14 protein-coding genes are annotated in these 17,046 nt (G+C 55.3%); 1 reads left to right on the top strand and 13 read right to left on the bottom strand.

Features of this window, described 5'->3' with window-relative positions; genetic code table 11:
• The first annotated feature begins 61 nt into the window (after positions 1–61).
• Positions 62–1,207, top strand: coding sequence for a dTDP-4-amino-4,6-dideoxygalactose transaminase (rffA, locus tag OEL83_18765; protein ID MDK9709090.1), 1,146 nt, complete (start codon positions 62–64; stop codon positions 1,205–1,207).
• A gap of 75 nt (positions 1,208–1,282) precedes the next feature.
• Here rffA and OEL83_18770 read toward each other — a convergent pair whose 3' ends face one another.
• From OEL83_18770 to OEL83_18830, 13 genes are all read right to left on the bottom strand, one after another.
• A complete protein-coding gene (locus tag OEL83_18770; protein MDK9709091.1) occupies positions 1,283–3,007 on the bottom strand; it encodes an acyl-CoA dehydrogenase family protein in 1,725 nt (574 codons plus the stop codon).
• A gap of 45 nt (positions 3,008–3,052) precedes the next feature.
• Positions 3,053–4,696 (bottom strand): acyl-CoA synthetase, encoded by a 1,644-nt coding sequence (locus tag OEL83_18775; protein ID MDK9709092.1) that lies wholly within the window; start codon positions 4,694–4,696, stop codon positions 3,053–3,055.
• A 98-nt stretch (positions 4,697–4,794) separates the two neighbouring features.
• On the bottom strand, positions 4,795–6,045 hold the full coding sequence (locus OEL83_18780) for an acetyl-CoA C-acyltransferase (GenBank protein ID MDK9709093.1): 1,251 nt from the start codon (positions 6,043–6,045) through the stop codon (positions 4,795–4,797).
• 111 nt (positions 6,046–6,156) lie between these two features.
• On the bottom strand, positions 6,157–6,750 hold the full coding sequence (locus OEL83_18785; GenBank protein ID MDK9709094.1) for a TetR/AcrR family transcriptional regulator: 594 nt from the start codon (positions 6,748–6,750) through the stop codon (positions 6,157–6,159).
• A 383-nt stretch (positions 6,751–7,133) separates the two neighbouring features.
• On the bottom strand, positions 7,134–9,407 hold the full coding sequence (locus OEL83_18790; GenBank protein ID MDK9709095.1) for a response regulator: 2,274 nt from the start codon (positions 9,405–9,407) through the stop codon (positions 7,134–7,136).
• 91 nt (positions 9,408–9,498) lie between these two features.
• A complete protein-coding gene (locus OEL83_18795; GenBank protein MDK9709096.1) occupies positions 9,499–9,846 on the bottom strand; it encodes a DsrE family protein in 348 nt (115 codons plus the stop codon).
• 58 nt (positions 9,847–9,904) lie between these two features.
• Complete coding sequence (locus OEL83_18800; protein ID MDK9709097.1) at positions 9,905–11,002, bottom strand: glycerol dehydrogenase; 1,098 nt, start codon at positions 11,000–11,002, stop codon at positions 9,905–9,907.
• A gap of 118 nt (positions 11,003–11,120) precedes the next feature.
• Positions 11,121–11,585: a hypothetical protein gene (locus tag OEL83_18805; GenBank protein ID MDK9709098.1), complete on the bottom strand. Its 465-nt coding sequence runs from the start codon at positions 11,583–11,585 to the stop codon at positions 11,121–11,123.
• A gap of 137 nt (positions 11,586–11,722) precedes the next feature.
• Positions 11,723–12,418: a hypothetical protein gene (locus OEL83_18810; GenBank protein ID MDK9709099.1), complete on the bottom strand. Its 696-nt coding sequence runs from the start codon at positions 12,416–12,418 to the stop codon at positions 11,723–11,725.
• A gap of 49 nt (positions 12,419–12,467) precedes the next feature.
• Positions 12,468–14,156: an iron ABC transporter permease gene (locus tag OEL83_18815; GenBank protein ID MDK9709100.1), complete on the bottom strand. Its 1,689-nt coding sequence runs from the start codon at positions 14,154–14,156 to the stop codon at positions 12,468–12,470.
• 7 nt (positions 14,157–14,163) lie between these two features.
• The gene (locus OEL83_18820) at positions 14,164–15,246 is read right to left on the bottom strand and encodes an ABC transporter ATP-binding protein (protein ID MDK9709101.1); all 1,083 of its coding nucleotides are present in this window, start codon (positions 15,244–15,246) and stop codon (positions 14,164–14,166) included.
• 12 nt (positions 15,247–15,258) lie between these two features.
• On the bottom strand, positions 15,259–16,257 hold the full coding sequence (locus tag OEL83_18825; GenBank protein MDK9709102.1) for an extracellular solute-binding protein: 999 nt from the start codon (positions 16,255–16,257) through the stop codon (positions 15,259–15,261).
• A gap of 334 nt (positions 16,258–16,591) precedes the next feature.
• The gene (locus tag OEL83_18830; protein ID MDK9709103.1) at positions 16,592–17,044 is read right to left on the bottom strand and encodes a PaaI family thioesterase; all 453 of its coding nucleotides are present in this window, start codon (positions 17,042–17,044) and stop codon (positions 16,592–16,594) included.
• Positions 17,045–17,046 lie beyond the last annotated feature (2 nt).

The following is a 17,046-nucleotide window of genomic DNA, read 5'->3' on the forward strand; positions in this document are numbered from 1 at the left end:
GCGTGGATTTTCCAGAGCAAACACTGCAAATAGAATTTGGCCATTAAATAAAGATATTAAGATGAGTGAAAAACCTATTCCATTTAATTGGCCGTACATGACTGGTAAGGAACTGTATTACATAGCCGAGGCCCATTTCGATGGGCGATTGGCTGGCGATGGTCCGTTTACCAAGAATTGTCACGAGTGGCTTGAGAAACGAACTGGCTGCAAGAAGGCCTTGCTTACCCACTCTTGCACTGGGGCCTTGGAAATGGCGGCTTTATTGCTGGATATTCAACCAGGTGACGAGATCATCATGCCGTCCTACACTTTTGTGTCCACAGCAAACGCATTTGTGTTACGAGGTGGTGTTCCGGTCTTCGTTGATATTCGCAGTGATACGCTGAATTTGGATGAGCGATTAATTGAGGATGCAATTACACCGCGAACACGTGTGATCGTTCCTGTTCATTACGCGGGAGTGTCTTGTGAAATGGATGAAATCATGGCAATTGCTAAGCGCCATGATTTGAGGGTCGTTGAAGACGCAGCCCAAGGAGTAATGGCAAGTTATAAGGGGCGTGCATTGGGCAGTACCGGGGACCTTGGTGCCTACAGCTTTCACGAGACAAAGAATGTGATCTCTGGAGAGGGCGGGGCGTTACTGGTCAATAATCCTGAGATGGCCTTACGAGCTGAGATTATACGAGAAAAAGGTACTGATCGTAGCCGGTTTTTCAGGGGTGAGGTCGACAAGTATACATGGCAGGAAATGGGATCTTCATTTTTGCCAGGAGAATTGATCGCTGCTTTTCTCTGGGCGCAGTTCGAGGAAGCAGATCGAATCACAAATGAGCGCCTAGCAAGCTGGCAGTGCTATAATGATTTGCTTGAACGTCTCGAATCCAAAGGAGCCGTTCGCCGTCCCGTTGTGGCCGAAGGCTGCCAACACAATGCTCATATGTATTATGTACTGCTTGCACCCGAGATTAGCAGGCAGATGGTGCTAGATGAACTCAAGTGCAGCGGTATTTTCTCTGTTTTCCATTATGTGCCATTGCATTCATCACCTGCCGGCAAACGTTACGGTAGGATCCATGGGACACTGGATGTGACTGAACGGCATTCTGAATGTTTGATTCGTTTACCTCTGTGGGTGGGTATAACCGAAACACAGCAGAATAGGGTTGTGGATGTACTCACACACGCCGTCTGTGGTTGCTAAGAGAGAAAAGCCGAGGGCCTCGGTTCAGCAATAAAACCGAGAGCCCCGACTGAGGAAAACCTAGGAGAGATATCTTTAGAAGATGTATTTTTCCGCCTGACTGACGGCGTCGGCGAGTAGCCGTTTGGCGGCCAGCAGACCGCCTGAATTGTAGGTAATTTCAACTGTAATTGTGGTTAGCAATGCCTGGTCACCAAGGTAGACTGCACATTTTTCAGCGGCATCGGCAAACTGCTGTTTTGCTCTAAACGTACACACCTTGACTACTGCCTGATAGAGTGCCACCTTGTCACCGCCGGCCAAAACGGCGGCTTTTTCAGCCCGCAGCAGGGCACTTTCCAGGGCGAAGGTCTGGATGGCGGCGTCGGCCAAGGTCAGCAAGATTTCCTGCTCGCCGGCAACCTTGGTGCCAAATATTTGCAGGGCCTTGTCAGCCAGGGCCAGGTAGGCCCTTTTCATCCCTTGCAGGAGGCGTTTTTCCCCGAGGTATTCGCCGGTAGGTTCGGCATCAAATGATGGATCAAGCTTTGCGCCGTTGATCCCTTTGCGCATGAACAAGCTAGGGATGAGCAAGCGGTTAATCTCATTTGTCCCTTCGTAGATACGCTGCACCCGTTCATCGCGGTACAGCTGCTCGATGGGGTACTCGGCAATATATCCGTAACCGCCGTGCACCTGCAGCATCTCATCAATGCTCCTGGCGGCGGCTTCGCTGCAGAAGACCTTGGCCAGGGCACACTCCGCCGCGTATTCCTCAATACCTCTTTGATATTCTGCGTAATAATTGTCGATAGCGCGGTCAATCCCTGCCAATCGGGCATCAATCATTCCCGCAAGCCGGTAGACTACTGACTCCGAGGCGAAGGCCAGGGCGGTGACATCGGCCAGTTTCTCGCGGATGGCCCCGAAGCTTGCGATCGGTGTGTTGAACTGCTTGCGTTCATTGGCGTAGCGGGCGGCCTCGGCAAGGGCATACTTCATCTGGCCGACGCACAGCGCCCCCAGCTTGAAACGGCCGACATTGAGGACATTGAAGGCGATCTTATGGCCCTTGCCAATTTCACCCAGGACGTTTTCCACCGGCACCTTGGCATTCTCCAGGATGACCTGGCGGGTCGACGAGCCGTGCAGGCCCATTTTCTTTTCCTCCGGACCAACCCCCAGACCATCAAAGCTGCGTTCCACCAGAAAGGCGGTGAAGTGCACCTTATCGACCTTGGCAAAGATGGTAAACAGGTCGGCAAAGCCGGAGTTGGTACTGAACTGCTTGGTGCCGTTGAGGATATAATGGCTGCCGTCCGCAGACAGGGTGGCCGTGGTTGTGGCCCCCAGGGCGTCGGAGCCGGAACCCGGCTCGGTAAGGCAATAGGCACCGACCATCTCGGCCTTGATCAATCTGCCGAGATAGCGTTCCTTCTGCCGGGCGGTACCGTAGTAGATCAGGGGCAGCATGCCGATGCCGGTATGGGCCATATAGGTCAGGCCGAAGTTAAGGGCGTAGGCCATCTTCTCCATGACCAGCATGCTCGTCGCCTTATCGAGCTCAAGGCCGCCGTATTCCTCCGGGGCGTCGATCATCATCAGCCCGAGTTCGGCGCAATCCTTCAGCTTGCTGAGTACCAGGCCGAAGTCCTTAGCCTCGATCCGGCCGTTGACCGGCATGATCTCGGCCGCCACGAAGTCCTCGGTGGTTTGGGCGATCTGTTTGTGTTCGTCGGTGAAATCCTCGGGGGTGAACACCTCGCTACAGGCAACTGCCCGCAGCAGGTACTCGCCGCCGTTGATTATTTTCTTCCCCATAGTCATACCTCTTGACGGTCCCGGATACTTCATCCGGGATGACGGTTAACGGAAAATTCCCTTGTACGATTCCCTCATCTGCCGTTTCAAGATCTTGCCGGTCGGTGTTTTCGGCAGGGCATCGACAAAGATGATCTTTTTCGGGATCTTGAAGGATGAAAGATGGGCCTTGCAATGCTCCATGATGTCCGCCTCGGTTGCGGTCGCGCCGGCCTTCAACTTGATTACCGCCGCCACTGCCTCCACCCAGCGGGGATGGTCGAGGCCGACTGCCGCCACCTCTTCCACGGCTGGATGCTTATACACCGCTTCCTCCACCTCGCGGGAGGCAACGTTCTCGCCGCCGGTCTTGATCATGTCCTTGATCCGGTCGACCACGGTAATATAGCGATCTTCATCAAGGGCCCCCAGGTCGCCGGAGTGGAACCAGCCGCCCTTCATCGCCGCCTCGGTCTTTTCCGGTTCCTTGAAATACATGGTCATGGCATGCGGGCCGCGGCCACAGATCTCGCCGGGCACATCGACGGCGGTGATCTCCTTGCCGTCTTCATCCTCGATGCGCGACTCCATATGCAGCCCGCCTTTTCCGGCCGCGCCGATCTTGGTCATGGCGTCTTCGGCCTTGAGAATGAGGTGGTAGGGTGCCAGCTCGGTTTGGCCGTAGTAATTGTACACCCCGGCCTTGGGAAATTTCTCCAGCAATTCCTTGAGGATTTCCCGCGGCATGATCGAGGCGCCGTAGTAGCATTTCGTCAGGCTGGACAGGTCGTAGCGGCCAAATTCCGGATGACGGAGCATACCGATCCAGACGGTGGGCGGCGCAAAGAAGGTGGTCGCCTTGTAGGTCTCGATGGCGGCGAGGATCTTGCCGACATCCGGGCTCATCAGAATGTTGGTGCCGCCGATCCAGAAGATCGGGTTGAGGAAGACATCCCGCTGGGCGCAGTGATAGATGGGCAGGGCGTTGATATTGATATCAGTGGCTTCATATTTGCCGTCGATGATGCAGCCCATATACTGGGCAATCAGCGACTGGTTGCTGATGATGACCCCCTTCGGCAGGGATTCGGTGCCGCTGGTGTAGGTCATCTGTACCGGGTCTTCGATGCGCAGGATGACATCGGGCTCGGTGGCCGGGGCCTTGGTATACCAGGCATTGAAGTCGATGAAGCCGTCTATTGCCGCTTGGCCTGCCCCCTGGTTGGACCAGATGAGGTGGCGCACCCCGGGCATCTTGTCAAGCACCCCTTTGACGTTGCCGTAGAGGCTGTCCTCGACGATAAAGACGGTGCTTTCCGAGTGATTGATGCAGAAAGCGATATCGTCGTCCCGCAGCAGGTAATTGACCGCCAGGTAAACCGCGCCGATCTTGGCGCAGCCAAGCCAGGTGAGGACATGGTGGTGGGTGTTGTGGGCGAGGATGGCCACCCGGTCGTATTTCTGCACCCCAAGGCCCGCCAGGGCATTGGCCGCCTGGTTGCACTGGTCTTCCAGCTGGCTATAGGTAAGGCTCATGTCGCCGAAGATGAGGGCCGTTTTGTCTGGATAGTGATAGCGGGTCCGGCGGATCATGTCGGCGATGACCCAGCGGTTGATCCGGTTGTTGCGGTTCATCAGAAAATTGATGTTTTCCTGGTTGATGGTGCTGTAGCGAAGTTTGTCCTGTTCCGAGAGTGGTTCACGTATCATGGTGGTTTCCCTCAACATAGAATGGCTGTCCGGGATCTTCCGGACCTAGATGCCGCACTGCCATAACCCCGACAACGACGGCACATCGCTTCTCAGGTTTAAAGCATTTCCAGGGCGCAGGCCATGGACACACCGCCGCCGCCGCACAAGGTGGCAAGACCCAGGGATTTGCCCTGCTTTTTCATGGCATACATCAGGGTGACCATGATCCGGGCGCCGGTCGAGCCGACCGGGTGGCCAAGGCCGATGCCCGAGCCGTTGACGTTGGTGATGTCGCGGTTGAGGCCCAGCTCCTTTTCGCAGCCGAGGTATTGGGCGGCAAAGGCCTCGTTGACCTCGATCAGCTGGAAATCATGGAGAGTAAGGCCGGAAGACTTCAGTAGGTTACGCACCGCCGGCACCGGCGACAAGCCCATGACCGATGGGTGACAGGCACCCCGGGCAACCGCCTTGATCTTAGCGATGGGTTGGAGGCCGAGTTCCTTGGCCTTGTCGGCCGACATCAGCACCATGCCTGTCGAGCCGTCGTTGATGCCACTGGAGTTGCCGGCGGTGACGGTGCCGATCTCAGGCACGAAGGCCGGCGGCAGTTTGCGGAGCATATCCATGGTCATGCCGGGCCGGAAATGTTCGTCTTTGTCAAAGATGAGCGGCGGCTTTTTCCGCTGCGGCACCTCCACCGGTACGATCTCGTCGGCAAAGGACCCATCCTGGGTGGCCCGCTCGGCATTGTTATGGCTGCGCAGCGCCACCTCGTCCATCTCCTCTCGGGTGATGCCCAGATGCTGGGCGATGAATTCCGAGGTATGGCCCATGATATAGGGCTTGCCGACGAACATGCTGAGCGGCGGCTTGGTTGCGTCCACCGGACCGTCCTCGGGGTGGGGGATGATGTGCGAGCCGCAATGCAGGGCGTGGATCAGATTGTCGACAAAGCCCTGGTCCTGCAGGCGGCAGCCCCAACGAGCCGCCGGAACCGAATAGGGGACGCTCGACATATGCTCGGTGCCGCCGGCGAGGATAATGTCGGCCATACCTGCCTGGATCATCGCCATGCCGGAGATGGCGGCCTCCATGCCGGAGATGCACACCCTATTGACGGTGACGGCGGTAACGGTTTCGGGGAATCCGGCGAGCAGCGAGCCCACCCGGGTAACGTTCAGGGTGTCGGCAGATTCCATGCAGCAGCCGTAGCGGATGTCGTCGATCAATACCGGATCGATGCCAGCTCGCTTGACCGCCTCTTTCATGGTAATGCTGGCCAGGATGGCGCCATTCAGGTCACGGAGGGTGCCGCCGAAGGCACCGATGGCGGTCCGGCATCCGGATACGATGACTACGTCTTTCATGGTTCTGATCCTCTTGGTTGAGTTCGATGTTGACAACGAACCGCTCGGCGCCAAGGCACCGGTTCGAGTTCGTTGTATACGGTCTTCGCTGTAGCTAAGGCAAGGTTGTAGCTATTTCCGGATCCCCTTAAAAAGCAGCTCGGTTATGACCTTGGCGGCATCGTTTGTCGACACCGCCTCATTAAAAATGGCCCGGTTGAGGCACGAATGTTCAATAGTGCCGAACATGGCGTTGCGGATGTAGGAAGGGGGAATGTCCTCCCTGATTTCACCGCCGGCAATGCCTTCGTTGATGATATCGATAATCAGCCGGTTGAACTGTCGGACCAGGGCATAGGCATCGCTCTGGAAGTAGTCATCGGAGTTGCGCACCTCAAGGAGGATGATCCTGGCAAACACCCGGTGATTGGCATAGCGTTCGATCGACGACCAGATGATCTTCTTCAGTTTATTCAGCGCCCCATCGATGCCCTGCAGGTCCCGGTCGATCTGCACCAGGAACTGCTCATAGTGTTCCTTGAGGACGTGATGAAGCAGGTCGCGTTTGTCTTTGAAATATTTATAGATGAGGCCCTCGGTGACACCGGCGGTGACCGCTATCTCCGAAATGGTGATGGACTCGAAGGTACGGGTGTCGAGCAGGGTGCGCATGGCCTCGATGATCTTCATTTTGCCAGGCGGGTTGCTGGTGGATAGATTTTCCATGGAGAGAAGATAAATATAACTTACCTAAGGGGTATAGAAATAAAATACCTTGATACAGGTATATAATTAAATTGACAGACAAGATGTGGCCACCATGTTTACCAAATGGTAAATATTATTTACCTGGTTGTCGGGCACGCGTCAAGAGCTTCTTGCCGCATTCGATAGCGGAATGGGTAGGCTGGGAATTTTTTCAGTCAAGGGTGTTGTGAATTGGCAGTTGCCTGGGAAGGGGATTCGGACCGAGCAAAAGACGGAGAGGGCAGAGAGCCGTCTGCCGAGCAAGAAGGGTGTTAGAAAAAAATTACCACTCCGAAACCAGCAGGGGAAAGCCGGTGATACTAATACGAGCTGGCTGCAAGGAACGGAACGCTTGTTGCCCCTTACCGCCTTCCGGCATTGTTCAGCACCTCCTTCAGCTTTATCGACAGTTCTTTTTTTGAGAAGGGTTTCTGGAGCAAGTAGATATCTTTGTCGAGTATGCCCCGGTGCGCGATGATGTTAGCAGTATACCCGGACATGAATAACACCGCCAGATTCGGAAACAAATCGCGCAGCCGCTTGGCTAGATCGCTGCCGTTCAGTTCCGGCATGACTACGTCGGTCAGCAGCAGATCGATGCCTTCCGGGTGGTTTTCGCTGATGATAATCGCATCAAGCGGGGATTTGGCCACCAGGACGTGATAGCGCAGTTGCCCGAGCATTCTCTCGACCATCTGCAGGATGGCGGCATCGTCTTCCACCAGCAATATAGTCTCATTATTACCCAATTCGACGCTGGCTCCGCTGTTTAAGACCATCTCAACCGATTCGCCGATAATTCGCGGCAGGTAAATCGAAAAGGCGGCGCCTTGTCCCGGTCCACTGAAAACGTCGATAAAACCTTGATTCTGCTGGACGATGCCGTACACCGTCGCCAAGCCAAGACCAGTACCGTGGCCTATGGCCTTGGTACTGAAAAAGGGTTCGAAGATCTTGTCTATGGTTGCCTGGTTCATCCCCGAACCGTTGTCGCGTACCGTCAGCCGGGAAAATTGGCCGGGGATGAACCCCCGGTGCAGACTACAATAGGCATCATCAAATTCGGCGTTGGCGGTTTCAATGGTCACCTTGCCGATGCCGTCGATCGCATCCCTGGCATTGACGCAGAGGTTGGCGAGAATCTGATCGATTTGGGTGGGATCGATCTGAATCGGCCACACTCCGACGCCGGGGCGCCATTCGAGCTGGATGTCTTCGCCGATGAGTCGCTGGAGCATCCGCAGCATACTGGAGACTGCGCCGTTGATATCGAGGACCTTCGGGGCAATAGCCTGACAGCGGGCAAAAGCCAGGAGTTGGCGGGTGAGCTCCATGGAACGTAGCGCCGCCCCGTTGATCTCTTGCAGGTCAGCAAATAAAGGATCGTCCTTATTTATTTTTTCCAGGGCCATATCGGCATAGCCGAGGATCACGTTGGTCATGTTGTTGTAGTCGTGGGCAACCCCGCCGGCCAGCCTGCCGACGGCCTCCATCTTTTGCGCCTGACGCAGCTGCTTTTCCATCTCTTCACGGTGTTCCTCGGCCTGGCTGAGCCGCAGGCTCATGGTATTGAACTCGTCGACGAGGGTCGACAGGGCGCTGGTCGGCGACGATTCAATGCGATGAGAAAAATTGCCGAAAGAGATTTGCTGGAAGGCCTGACGCAACCGTTGGGCCGCGGCCTCCTCCATTGATGCCTTTGGCAGGCCGCAAAATAGGGTCCACTCGACACCGGGCACGTGGCAGTAGCAGAAAAGCCATTCAGCGCCAAGGGCGTCGGTCACCGCCAGCACGCCTTCTTCCTGGTCTTTGAGTGTTGCCAGGTCGAGAGTGGCCCATTGGCCCCCGAGTTCGGTCAGCGGATGGAGAAAAACCCGGCCCTTGGTCTTATCGGTTTCGGCCTGCAGTTTGTCATGCAGAACCAGCATGCCCTTGTCGTTGACGATGAATTGCTCTTGATCGGCGAAGGTCTTGGAGGCGGCGAAATCGCGATACAGATAGCGAATCGGCAGGTCGATGCTCCATAGGCCGGCAAAGGATTCATCCTGCCAGACCGGGATGGAAACGGAGAGAATCAGCCCTTCCCCTGCATAATCAATGTTGGGCGGGGTCCACTGAATCTGGCGGCTCGGGTTGTTTGCCGGGCAGACGGAGTGAAAGGTATGGTAGGTCGACCAATCGAAATCAAAGGGGATGGCAGTGCGTTGATCGATATAAGGATACTGCAGGGCGGTGTTGCCGGCGTCCTGGTAATAAATCCAGCCAACATCGCCGAGGCGGTCGTGGAGATGCTTGAGATGGGGACCAATATGCCGATAGCTGTAGGTTCGTTGCCGGGCCGTCCGGTCATCACGCAGATGCTTGCCCCAGGAAAGGCTGACGGCGTCTTTCGGCGCGGTGCCGCCTCGAAAGGCATCGAGGAGCGGGCGGCTCTGGAAGAAACCGTCTTCATCAACGGCAAAGCCTTGGCGATGCAGCCATTCATCGATTTTGTCGTCCGCCGCCTCGCCGAGACTCATGATAAACAACGAGGTGCGTTGCAGTTCTTCAAGGGCATTGTACAAACGGTCAGTCTGCTGTGCCAGGACCGCGCGGTACCGGCCCAGATGCCATTTGATGGCTTCAATCTCATTCATATGACTTTCTCCAGGAGGATGCAGTCAGAACGCCTTTGGCTACGGGTGGAGTACGGCAGCTATTTCAATAATACCCCGCTTTTTGTGGGTTCTAGAAGGTTATGAGCTCATATCCTTCTTCCCGGTACGATGCCATGCCGGGATGCCCGGACATATCGTCAAGAAGGTTCAGTCCTTGCTCTTTGGCGGACTCCAGGGTACCAAGTTTATTGGAGCACGCCTTGCATACCCCTTCAACCACCCCCCCTTTGAGACTCTTTTTCCACAATGCATGCAGAGGGTTGTCGGGATTGATGAGTTCAGGAAGCAGTTTCACCGCGGCCCCTTCAATGATGATCTTCGCCTCATGGCCCCGAGTTTTCATGTCCAGGGCGTTCAAAAGGACGTGGATGAAACACATAGGATCGCCATTGAAGACAAATAAGGCATATTTTCTCATGGTACACTCCTTAGTGAAAGTAGCTGCTGGGTTGCGGTCCGGGGAGGGGCGGTTCCGGCTACTTTTTAGCGCATTGGCGCGATTTTCCCATGGCATCCGCGACGACCATGGCACTCAAGACCTTTTCCGGGGTGATCGTACCTGCTTCGTGATGGATCGATTCCACAGGGGCGCAGGCCTTGTCTGCTGCCAGCATCAGCTTGTCGCGGCCAATCTCTGGCAGGCCGATATCGGCAAGGGTGGTCGGCAGGCCAACCTCTTCACAGAAAGAATACACCTCCGTTATTTCTTGCGGCGAGGCGTCAGTGAGTTGCAGACCGGTCAGAACGCCGAAGGCCACCTTCTCGCCATGGAAGAAGGCATGGGTTTCATCGAGGGCGGTCAGGCCATTGTGGACGGAATGGGCGGTCGCAAGGCCGCAGCTTTCAAAGCCCAGGCCGCTCAACAGGATATTTGCCTCGATAATGTGATTGACGGCAGGAGTGACAACATGCTCCTGGACGGCAATTTTTGCGGCACTGCCATAGGCCAACAGGGTGTCATAACAGAGTTTTGCCAAATGCAAGCCGGTCATGGTGCTGTAGCCACCGCATTCATTTTTCGATTGGGTGCGGTCGCAGGATCTGGCCTCAAACCACGTTGCCAGGGCGTCGCCCATCCCGGCCACCAGGAAGCGGGCCGGGGCATTGGCGATGATCGTTGTGTCAACCAGGACGACCTGCGGGTTCATTTTCTGATAGCTGGTGGCGGCATAGACACCGCCATCGGTATAGACCACGGCACAGCCGCTGCAGGGCGCATCGGTCGAGGCGATAGTGGGGACGATGATGACCGGAATATTGGCCCGGTCGGCGGCAATTTTCGCTGTGTCAATCGCCTTGCCGCCGCCCATGCCAACAACAACTCCGACCTGTCTGTCACTGATAATGCAGGCTAAACGGTCTAATTCGTTTTCGCAGCACTCTCCCTGGAAAGGCTCGACGCTGATCGAGTTTGCGGCCAAGGCATCGCTGTGCCCGGGAAGGATTTTTTCTCTGGCGGTTCGTGAGGCAATGATCAAGCCGTTTTTGCCAAACACGTTCACCCACTGCGGTAATTGATTGAGAGCGTTCTCGCCCTGGATGTACTTTCCCGGGAAAACCGTTTTTAAAAGCATGTTCGTTTCCTTTTCATTTTGTGTTGCTTACATATCGTGCAAAAACCAGCGGTTGATCAGGCGAGACAGGCCCTCAGCCTGCCGATGCCAACCGCCCTGATTTTCTTTTTTTCACGCCTTAAAAAGAATCTTCTTTAGCGCCCGCTTTTGCTTTGGTGGGAGCGCTTTTTGTGCTGGATCCACCGGAAAGACTATCCTCTTCCTGGATACCGGCGCCGGCGCCGCGAATAGCCCGCATGTCGTTTTTCTCAGACGACGGATCGCTCAGGGCTTTTACCCTCTTCACCCGTCCGCCACTTTTGGGCATCGGCTGAGGTGGGCTTGTCGTAACGCTCGATTTTTCCTGCAAAACCGCTTCATCGACATCTTTTTTTGCGGCGGACTGAATCCTGGCAACCGACATTGAGCCAGGGGCAGGATCTGCTGTCTCTGGCTGGTTCGCTTCACGAATGCCGCCAAGTCCATTTGGCGGTGCACCAACCGCTATTTGGCTGAATAATCCGAGAGTTGCTGTAAGTAACAGACAACAGGCAAAAGTCTTCGACAATTGCAATGCTGGATTTTTTGTGACCGCAGTGGCCATATTTGCCCTCCTTTTCCGGGAGTACGTTGGGTAGTCTTCAGTTTCACGTGTCATGCCGAGACGGGACTTGCTCAGGATTCTTGCAGGTATACGAACATACTATCATAAGCCTTGGTAACTATGAAGCAGGGAATTTTTCAATACTGGACCTTTCGCCCGAAGACGCGGCGGTAACACTGGTCGAACAGCATCCAGTCCTGTTCCGACCAGAAGGTTAAGAGACTTCGCATAAAACGTAGGTCGCGACGTGCTGCCCTTGCCGATGAAAACTGTTTGCGGGCCCGCTCCAGGTCAAGAAAAGCCACCTCCACCCGGGCTGCCTGGCCGTCGGCTGTTGCCTCGGAATACCGGACGAAGATGTGCTTCGGCATCAAGGAGGAATGCTGCCACCGTTTCATGTGCAACCGGGCCAGAGTGGTTGCCAGTTTCTCAATGAGCATGTTCTGTATGGTTGGACTGAAAGGTGCAATTTTTGTCTGTGGATACAGATTATCAAGACTGACAAAGCCCTGTGGGAGGGTTTCAGTCACCAGAACGGCATGCCACTTGTCCTTTCTTTTGATGCCAAAAAAGCGGGTGGTCGGCACCAGGAGTCCGATGGCCCGGAAATGTTCCAGTGCCCCAGCCTCGCGAAGACTAGTGGGCCGCCCGAAAGGGTAGCGGAAGGACCGGAAAATGTGGCCCTCCTGGCGTTTTATATAAAGAGTCGGGCCCTGTTCCGGCACATGGCGAACCACCCCGCTAGTTCCGCCTCGACGCGCATTCGGCGGCTCAATCCATTCTCCGGGTACCTGCCACCAGTAATCGAAATCCTCTAGCGCTTTGTCATTCATATCCTTTTGCCAATACCTCAAACCAGACCGTATGTTTGACCATTTATCCTTATGATGATCGTGTGTCAACCGGACGGAACCAATTGCCGATGACATTGACTGTGATGACCAGCGCGGTGGAAATGCCGATCATCATGATACCCAGGGCCGAAAGCCTTCCCCACAGGCCATCCTCGGAGAACCGTAAGATCTGTACCGCCAGGACCTCGGTTCCCGGACGCGACAGCACCACCGATAGCGAAAGTTCCCGGACAAACATGGTGGCCATCAACACCCAGCCGGAGACGATTCCCGGCACCAGCAGGGGGATGATGATCCGCCGCAGCGTCGTCAGATAGGAGGCGCCGGACACCAGCGATGATTCCTCCAGATGGTTGTGGATCTGGGCAAAGGCGCTGGAAAGCGGTCGGATCCCGTAAGGCAGATAGGTGGCGATGTAGCCGATCAGCAGGGCCCAGATCGTTGCATAGAGCGGGGTTCGCACGAAAAACCACATAAAACCGACACCGATGACGATGCCCGGGAAGGAAAAGGACAGAAAACTAAGCGATTCCAAAACACCGGCACTCCGTGTCCGCACCTTGACGATGACGTAGGCGACGAAAATCGACAGGACGATGCCGATAGTCGCCCCGCCCACCCCGAGAAACAGGCTGTTTTTCAGGGAGAGAAGGGAAATCGGGTCATTCAGTACATCGATCCAATGTTTCCAGCCCATGAGGGAAAAGGCCCGGGCGCTGGGTACCATCGAGTAGGGTACGAGGGAGGTGTAAACGAGGACGATTACCGGCAGTATGATGAGGATAAACGACAACAGCCCAAGAATGACAAAGAGCGGTATCTTTGAACTCTTTAAGGTAATAATCGTTGGTTTATAGCCACGTCCGGCCACCGTTACAAACTTGTCGCCCGCCGAGGTCAGGTGCCGGTAGAGATAGATGAGTATGATCGAGGCCACCATGACGCTCATGCCGACGGCCGCCGCCTTGCCGTAATCGGCGGCAAAGCCGGTTGAGACCATCTGATAGAGATGGGTGGCGAGCACGTAGATCCGGCCGGGCATGCCGATTACCGAGGGCACGGCAAACGAGGCGAGACCGCGGATGACGCAAAGGACGAAGGCCGCGAGAATGGCCGGACGCAGGACCGGCAGGGTAATGCGGAAGATGGTCTTGCCGGTTGAGGCGCCACAGACCCGGGAGCTTTCCTCCAGCGAGGCATCAAAGGCCGCCATGGCCGGGGCGATGATGAGATAGGCGATGGGCAGGTCGAGCAAGGCTTCGACGAGAATCATCCCGGGCAGGGAGTAAATATTGAAGGGCGACCGGTCAAGGGCAAAGGCTTCCCTGAGGATGAGATTGAGTATGCCGTTTGATGGGTTGAGCAGGAGAACCCAGCTGACGGAGAAAAGGATGTGGGGGATCATCATCGGAATGATCGAGATGATGCCGAAGATAAATTTGCAGGGAATATTGGTACGGATGTTCAGATAGGCGAGAAATAAGGCAAGGATCGTGGCGCCAAGCGATGCCCCGACCACGAAAATCACCGTGTTCCAGAGGACTTCAAGAAGACCTGGGTCGGAATAGGCGGCAATGTATTTGGCCAGGGTAAATTCCCCGGAGGCGGTGAGGCCCTTGGAAAGGCTGCCGAAGACCAGCATCACCACCGGGCAGACGGTGAGAAAGCCGACAATGACGATGAGGAGCAGGGTTAATTGGTTGTGTCTGCCGGTCATGGTAGTTTTACGCGGCGACAAGAAAGCAGTGGTCGGGGCTCACCTGGAAGCTGACTGCCGCACCCGCAGTCAGTTCGGTTTCCGGCTCAAGGCGGGCGAGAAGCAGCTGCTTGCCGACGCGAATCTCGCCTTCATACGCTTCACCGACAAAGATCAGATCGGTGATTGTGCCTGAAACAACATTCGGCCCTTGTTTGGTCCCCTGAACAAGGCGGATAAATTCGGGGCGCAGACAAAGGGTAACAGCCTCCCCAACCGGAAAACCCGTCTTCTTGCAACAGATCCGGCCGATGGCGGAATCAACGACGGTGCTCTCCGGCAGCTGCTCGGACACCACCGCCTTTATAAGGTTGGCTCGGCCGATGAAGTCGGCGACAAAGGTGCTCTCCGCCTCGAAGTAGATCTTTTTCGGCGTTCCGGTTTCAACGATCCGGCCTGCCCGCATAATGGCAATGGTGTCGGACAGAGCGAGAGCCTCAACCCGGTCGTGGGTGACGTAGACGGCGGTGATTTCCAGTTCGGAGAGAAAGGACTTCAGCTCCTTGCGGGTCTCCTCACGCAGCTTGGCGTCGAGGTTGCTGAGCGGTTCGTCAAAGAGAATGACCTTGGGCCTGGCCACCAGGGCCCGGGCCAGGGCCACACGCTGCTGCTGGCCGCCGGAGATCTTGGTGGCGGGGCGGTTCTCAAAGCCTTCGAGCTGCACCAGGGACAGGGTCTCGCTGACCCTCCTGCGAATCTCATCCTTGGCTACGTTGCGGTTCTGCAGGGGATAGGCGACATTGTCGAAGACGTTCATATGCGGCCAGATGGCATAGGTTTGAAAAACCATGCCCAAACCCCGTTTTTCGGTGGGGATGGCAATGTTTTTTTCCGAGGAATAGACGATATCCTCACCTATGCGAATCTCGCCGCAATCAGGCGTTTCAAGGCCGACGATTGCCCGCAGCAGGGTGGTCTTGCCGCAGCCGGACGGACCCAAGAGGGTATAGATACGATTGGCCGGAATGGTCAGGCCGACATCGTCCAGGGCCTTGATAATCCGGCCTTCGGAAGTGTAATGCTTCCGCAGGCCGGTAATTTTTATTTCCATGATACCGGTCGGTTACTTGGCCGCAAAAATCTTTTTGAAGTCTTCGCCCCACTTGGTGATCTCGTCGTCGGAGAGTTCCTTGATGGCAATGACCTTGGCCCTATCCATACCGTCTATGGGCGGGAAGACCCCGTCTGCCAGGACGTATTCACCGACATCCTTGGCGAGGATGGTCATGGCCTCTTTTGACAGCCAGTAGTCGACGAATTTCTTGGCCTCTTCCGGGTGCGGTGCCTTGGTGGAGATGCCCATTGCCCGCGGCGTGCCCATCAGTGGCTGGTTTTCGAGTCGTGCCCAGTCTAAGGGGGCGGGGGCCTTGGTGACGATATATTTGGGCATGGAGATGCCGATGAGCTTCTCACCGCTTTCAATCGGCGCCGGGGTTGGGCCAAAGGAGGTGACGAACATCGGATTGTTGGCAGCCAGACCCTTGAGGAAATCCCGCCACTCGGCCTCGGAGGTGAAAACCGTGTCCTTTAAGGCGACCAGCCAGCAGATGGTGGTGGCATGGCTGGTTGGGTTGGCCATGACGATCTTGTCCTTCCATTTCGGATCGGTCAGGTCCTGATAGCGCTTCGGCACATCGGCCGGTTTAACCAGCTCCTTGTTATAGATGAGCCCGACGTATTCAATGCCAAAAAGCTGAATGCCGTCTTTGTTGGCCCAAGCCGGATAAGTGGTGGCGGCAGGAGACACATACGAGGAGATGACCCCTTTTTCTTTAAGCATTTCCAGGACGGGCAGCGGTGCCTGGATGACATCGGCCATTAACTTGCCTGCCTCGAATTCAGTAAAGACGGTGGAGAGAAACTTGGCCGTCGAAATCCGGGTATATTCGCCTTTGATGCCGGAGGACTTGGCAAAGGCGTCCATGATCGGTTCGACGGAGGTAATGTTGGCGTAAAAAGCCACCTTGGACTCTGCTGCCACCCATCCCGTTTGCGCAAAAAACATCCCGGCGGCGCATAAAACCACCGCAACTGCAACGAACAATTTCCGTCCTGCTGTCATTATCCCCTCCATGATTTGCAAAAATGGCCTATGAGTGTTTTGCCACCTGAAAAAATCGCCGTTACGAAGGTTTTCCCTGGGTGACTTGTCCCTTTTATACGAAGTAATTGAGTCGGCAGGTGATGCAAAGGACACGGTGACCAAGAGCCGTTCTACGCCCCTGCGCGTGTACTTCGAAATCCTGGAAATCCAATACATTCAGGCTACACTTTCCAGATTTTTTATGCAAATTTTAACGTTTGCGGTTTCCTCCGATAATGGAATTCACTTTAATCCTGACCTGTTGGCCATGACGACCTGCAACGAGCAAGGTGTTCATGATCAAGAGCTTCTTCTAGCGGTCTTTGGCCGTGAGCTTCTCGGCATCGAGGGCCATCAGGGTAATCGTGCTTTTCGAAACCATTTTTTCCTCAGTGTCCCTGATATCAAATACTGTGGATTGGGCGACTATGATCTGTCTTCCCCGGGAGATGACCTCCGATCTGCATTTCAAGGCCCTGCCATAGGCAGGTTTTAAAAAGTTAATCTTGAATTCGATGGTCAATATCCTGATACTCTCGGGAACAAGGGTATAGGCAGCATATCCGGCGGTATGATCGGACATGGTGGCAATCAATCCTGCGTGGACAAAATTATCCTGGGTTTTGTGGTCGTTTGCTATGGTGATTTGCGACTCAAAAAGTCCTGGTCCTATACGGACTGCCTGAAAACCACAAAATTTAATAAAGCCCCGCTGAAAATCTTTTTCAAGAAACACCAGGCGTTCGGGCGTCAGTTCGTTTTGCATGA

The sequence above is a fragment of the Desulforhopalus sp. genome (assembly GCA_030247675.1).
Classification (GTDB): domain Bacteria; phylum Desulfobacterota; class Desulfobulbia; order Desulfobulbales; family Desulfocapsaceae; genus Desulforhopalus_A.

Bases quoted from the DNA above. Each gene is read 5' to 3' on its own strand.
- rffA (MDK9709090.1), top strand. From the start codon at position 62: ATGAGTGAAAAACCTATTCCATTTAATTGGCCGTACATGACTGGTAAG.
- OEL83_18770 (MDK9709091.1), bottom strand. From the start codon at position 3,007: ATGGGGAAGAAAATAATCAACGGCGGCGAGTACCTGCTGCGGGCAGTT.
- OEL83_18775 (MDK9709092.1), bottom strand. From the start codon at position 4,696: ATGATACGTGAACCACTCTCGGAACAGGACAAACTTCGCTACAGCACC.
- OEL83_18780 (MDK9709093.1), bottom strand. From the start codon at position 6,045: ATGAAAGACGTAGTCATCGTATCCGGATGCCGGACCGCCATCGGTGCC.
- OEL83_18785 (MDK9709094.1), bottom strand. From the start codon at position 6,750: ATGGAAAATCTATCCACCAGCAACCCGCCTGGCAAAATGAAGATCATC.
- OEL83_18790 (MDK9709095.1), bottom strand. From the start codon at position 9,407: ATGAATGAGATTGAAGCCATCAAATGGCATCTGGGCCGGTACCGCGCG.
- OEL83_18795 (MDK9709096.1), bottom strand. From the start codon at position 9,846: ATGAGAAAATATGCCTTATTTGTCTTCAATGGCGATCCTATGTGTTTC.
- OEL83_18800 (MDK9709097.1), bottom strand. From the start codon at position 11,002: ATGCTTTTAAAAACGGTTTTCCCGGGAAAGTACATCCAGGGCGAGAAC.
- OEL83_18805 (MDK9709098.1), bottom strand. From the start codon at position 11,585: ATGGCCACTGCGGTCACAAAAAATCCAGCATTGCAATTGTCGAAGACT.
- OEL83_18810 (MDK9709099.1), bottom strand. From the start codon at position 12,418: ATGAATGACAAAGCGCTAGAGGATTTCGATTACTGGTGGCAGGTACCC.
- OEL83_18815 (MDK9709100.1), bottom strand. From the start codon at position 14,156: ATGACCGGCAGACACAACCAATTAACCCTGCTCCTCATCGTCATTGTC.
- OEL83_18820 (MDK9709101.1), bottom strand. From the start codon at position 15,246: ATGGAAATAAAAATTACCGGCCTGCGGAAGCATTACACTTCCGAAGGC.
- OEL83_18825 (MDK9709102.1), bottom strand. From the start codon at position 16,257: ATGACAGCAGGACGGAAATTGTTCGTTGCAGTTGCGGTGGTTTTATGC.
- OEL83_18830 (MDK9709103.1), bottom strand. From the start codon at position 17,044: ATGCAAAACGAACTGACGCCCGAACGCCTGGTGTTTCTTGAAAAAGAT.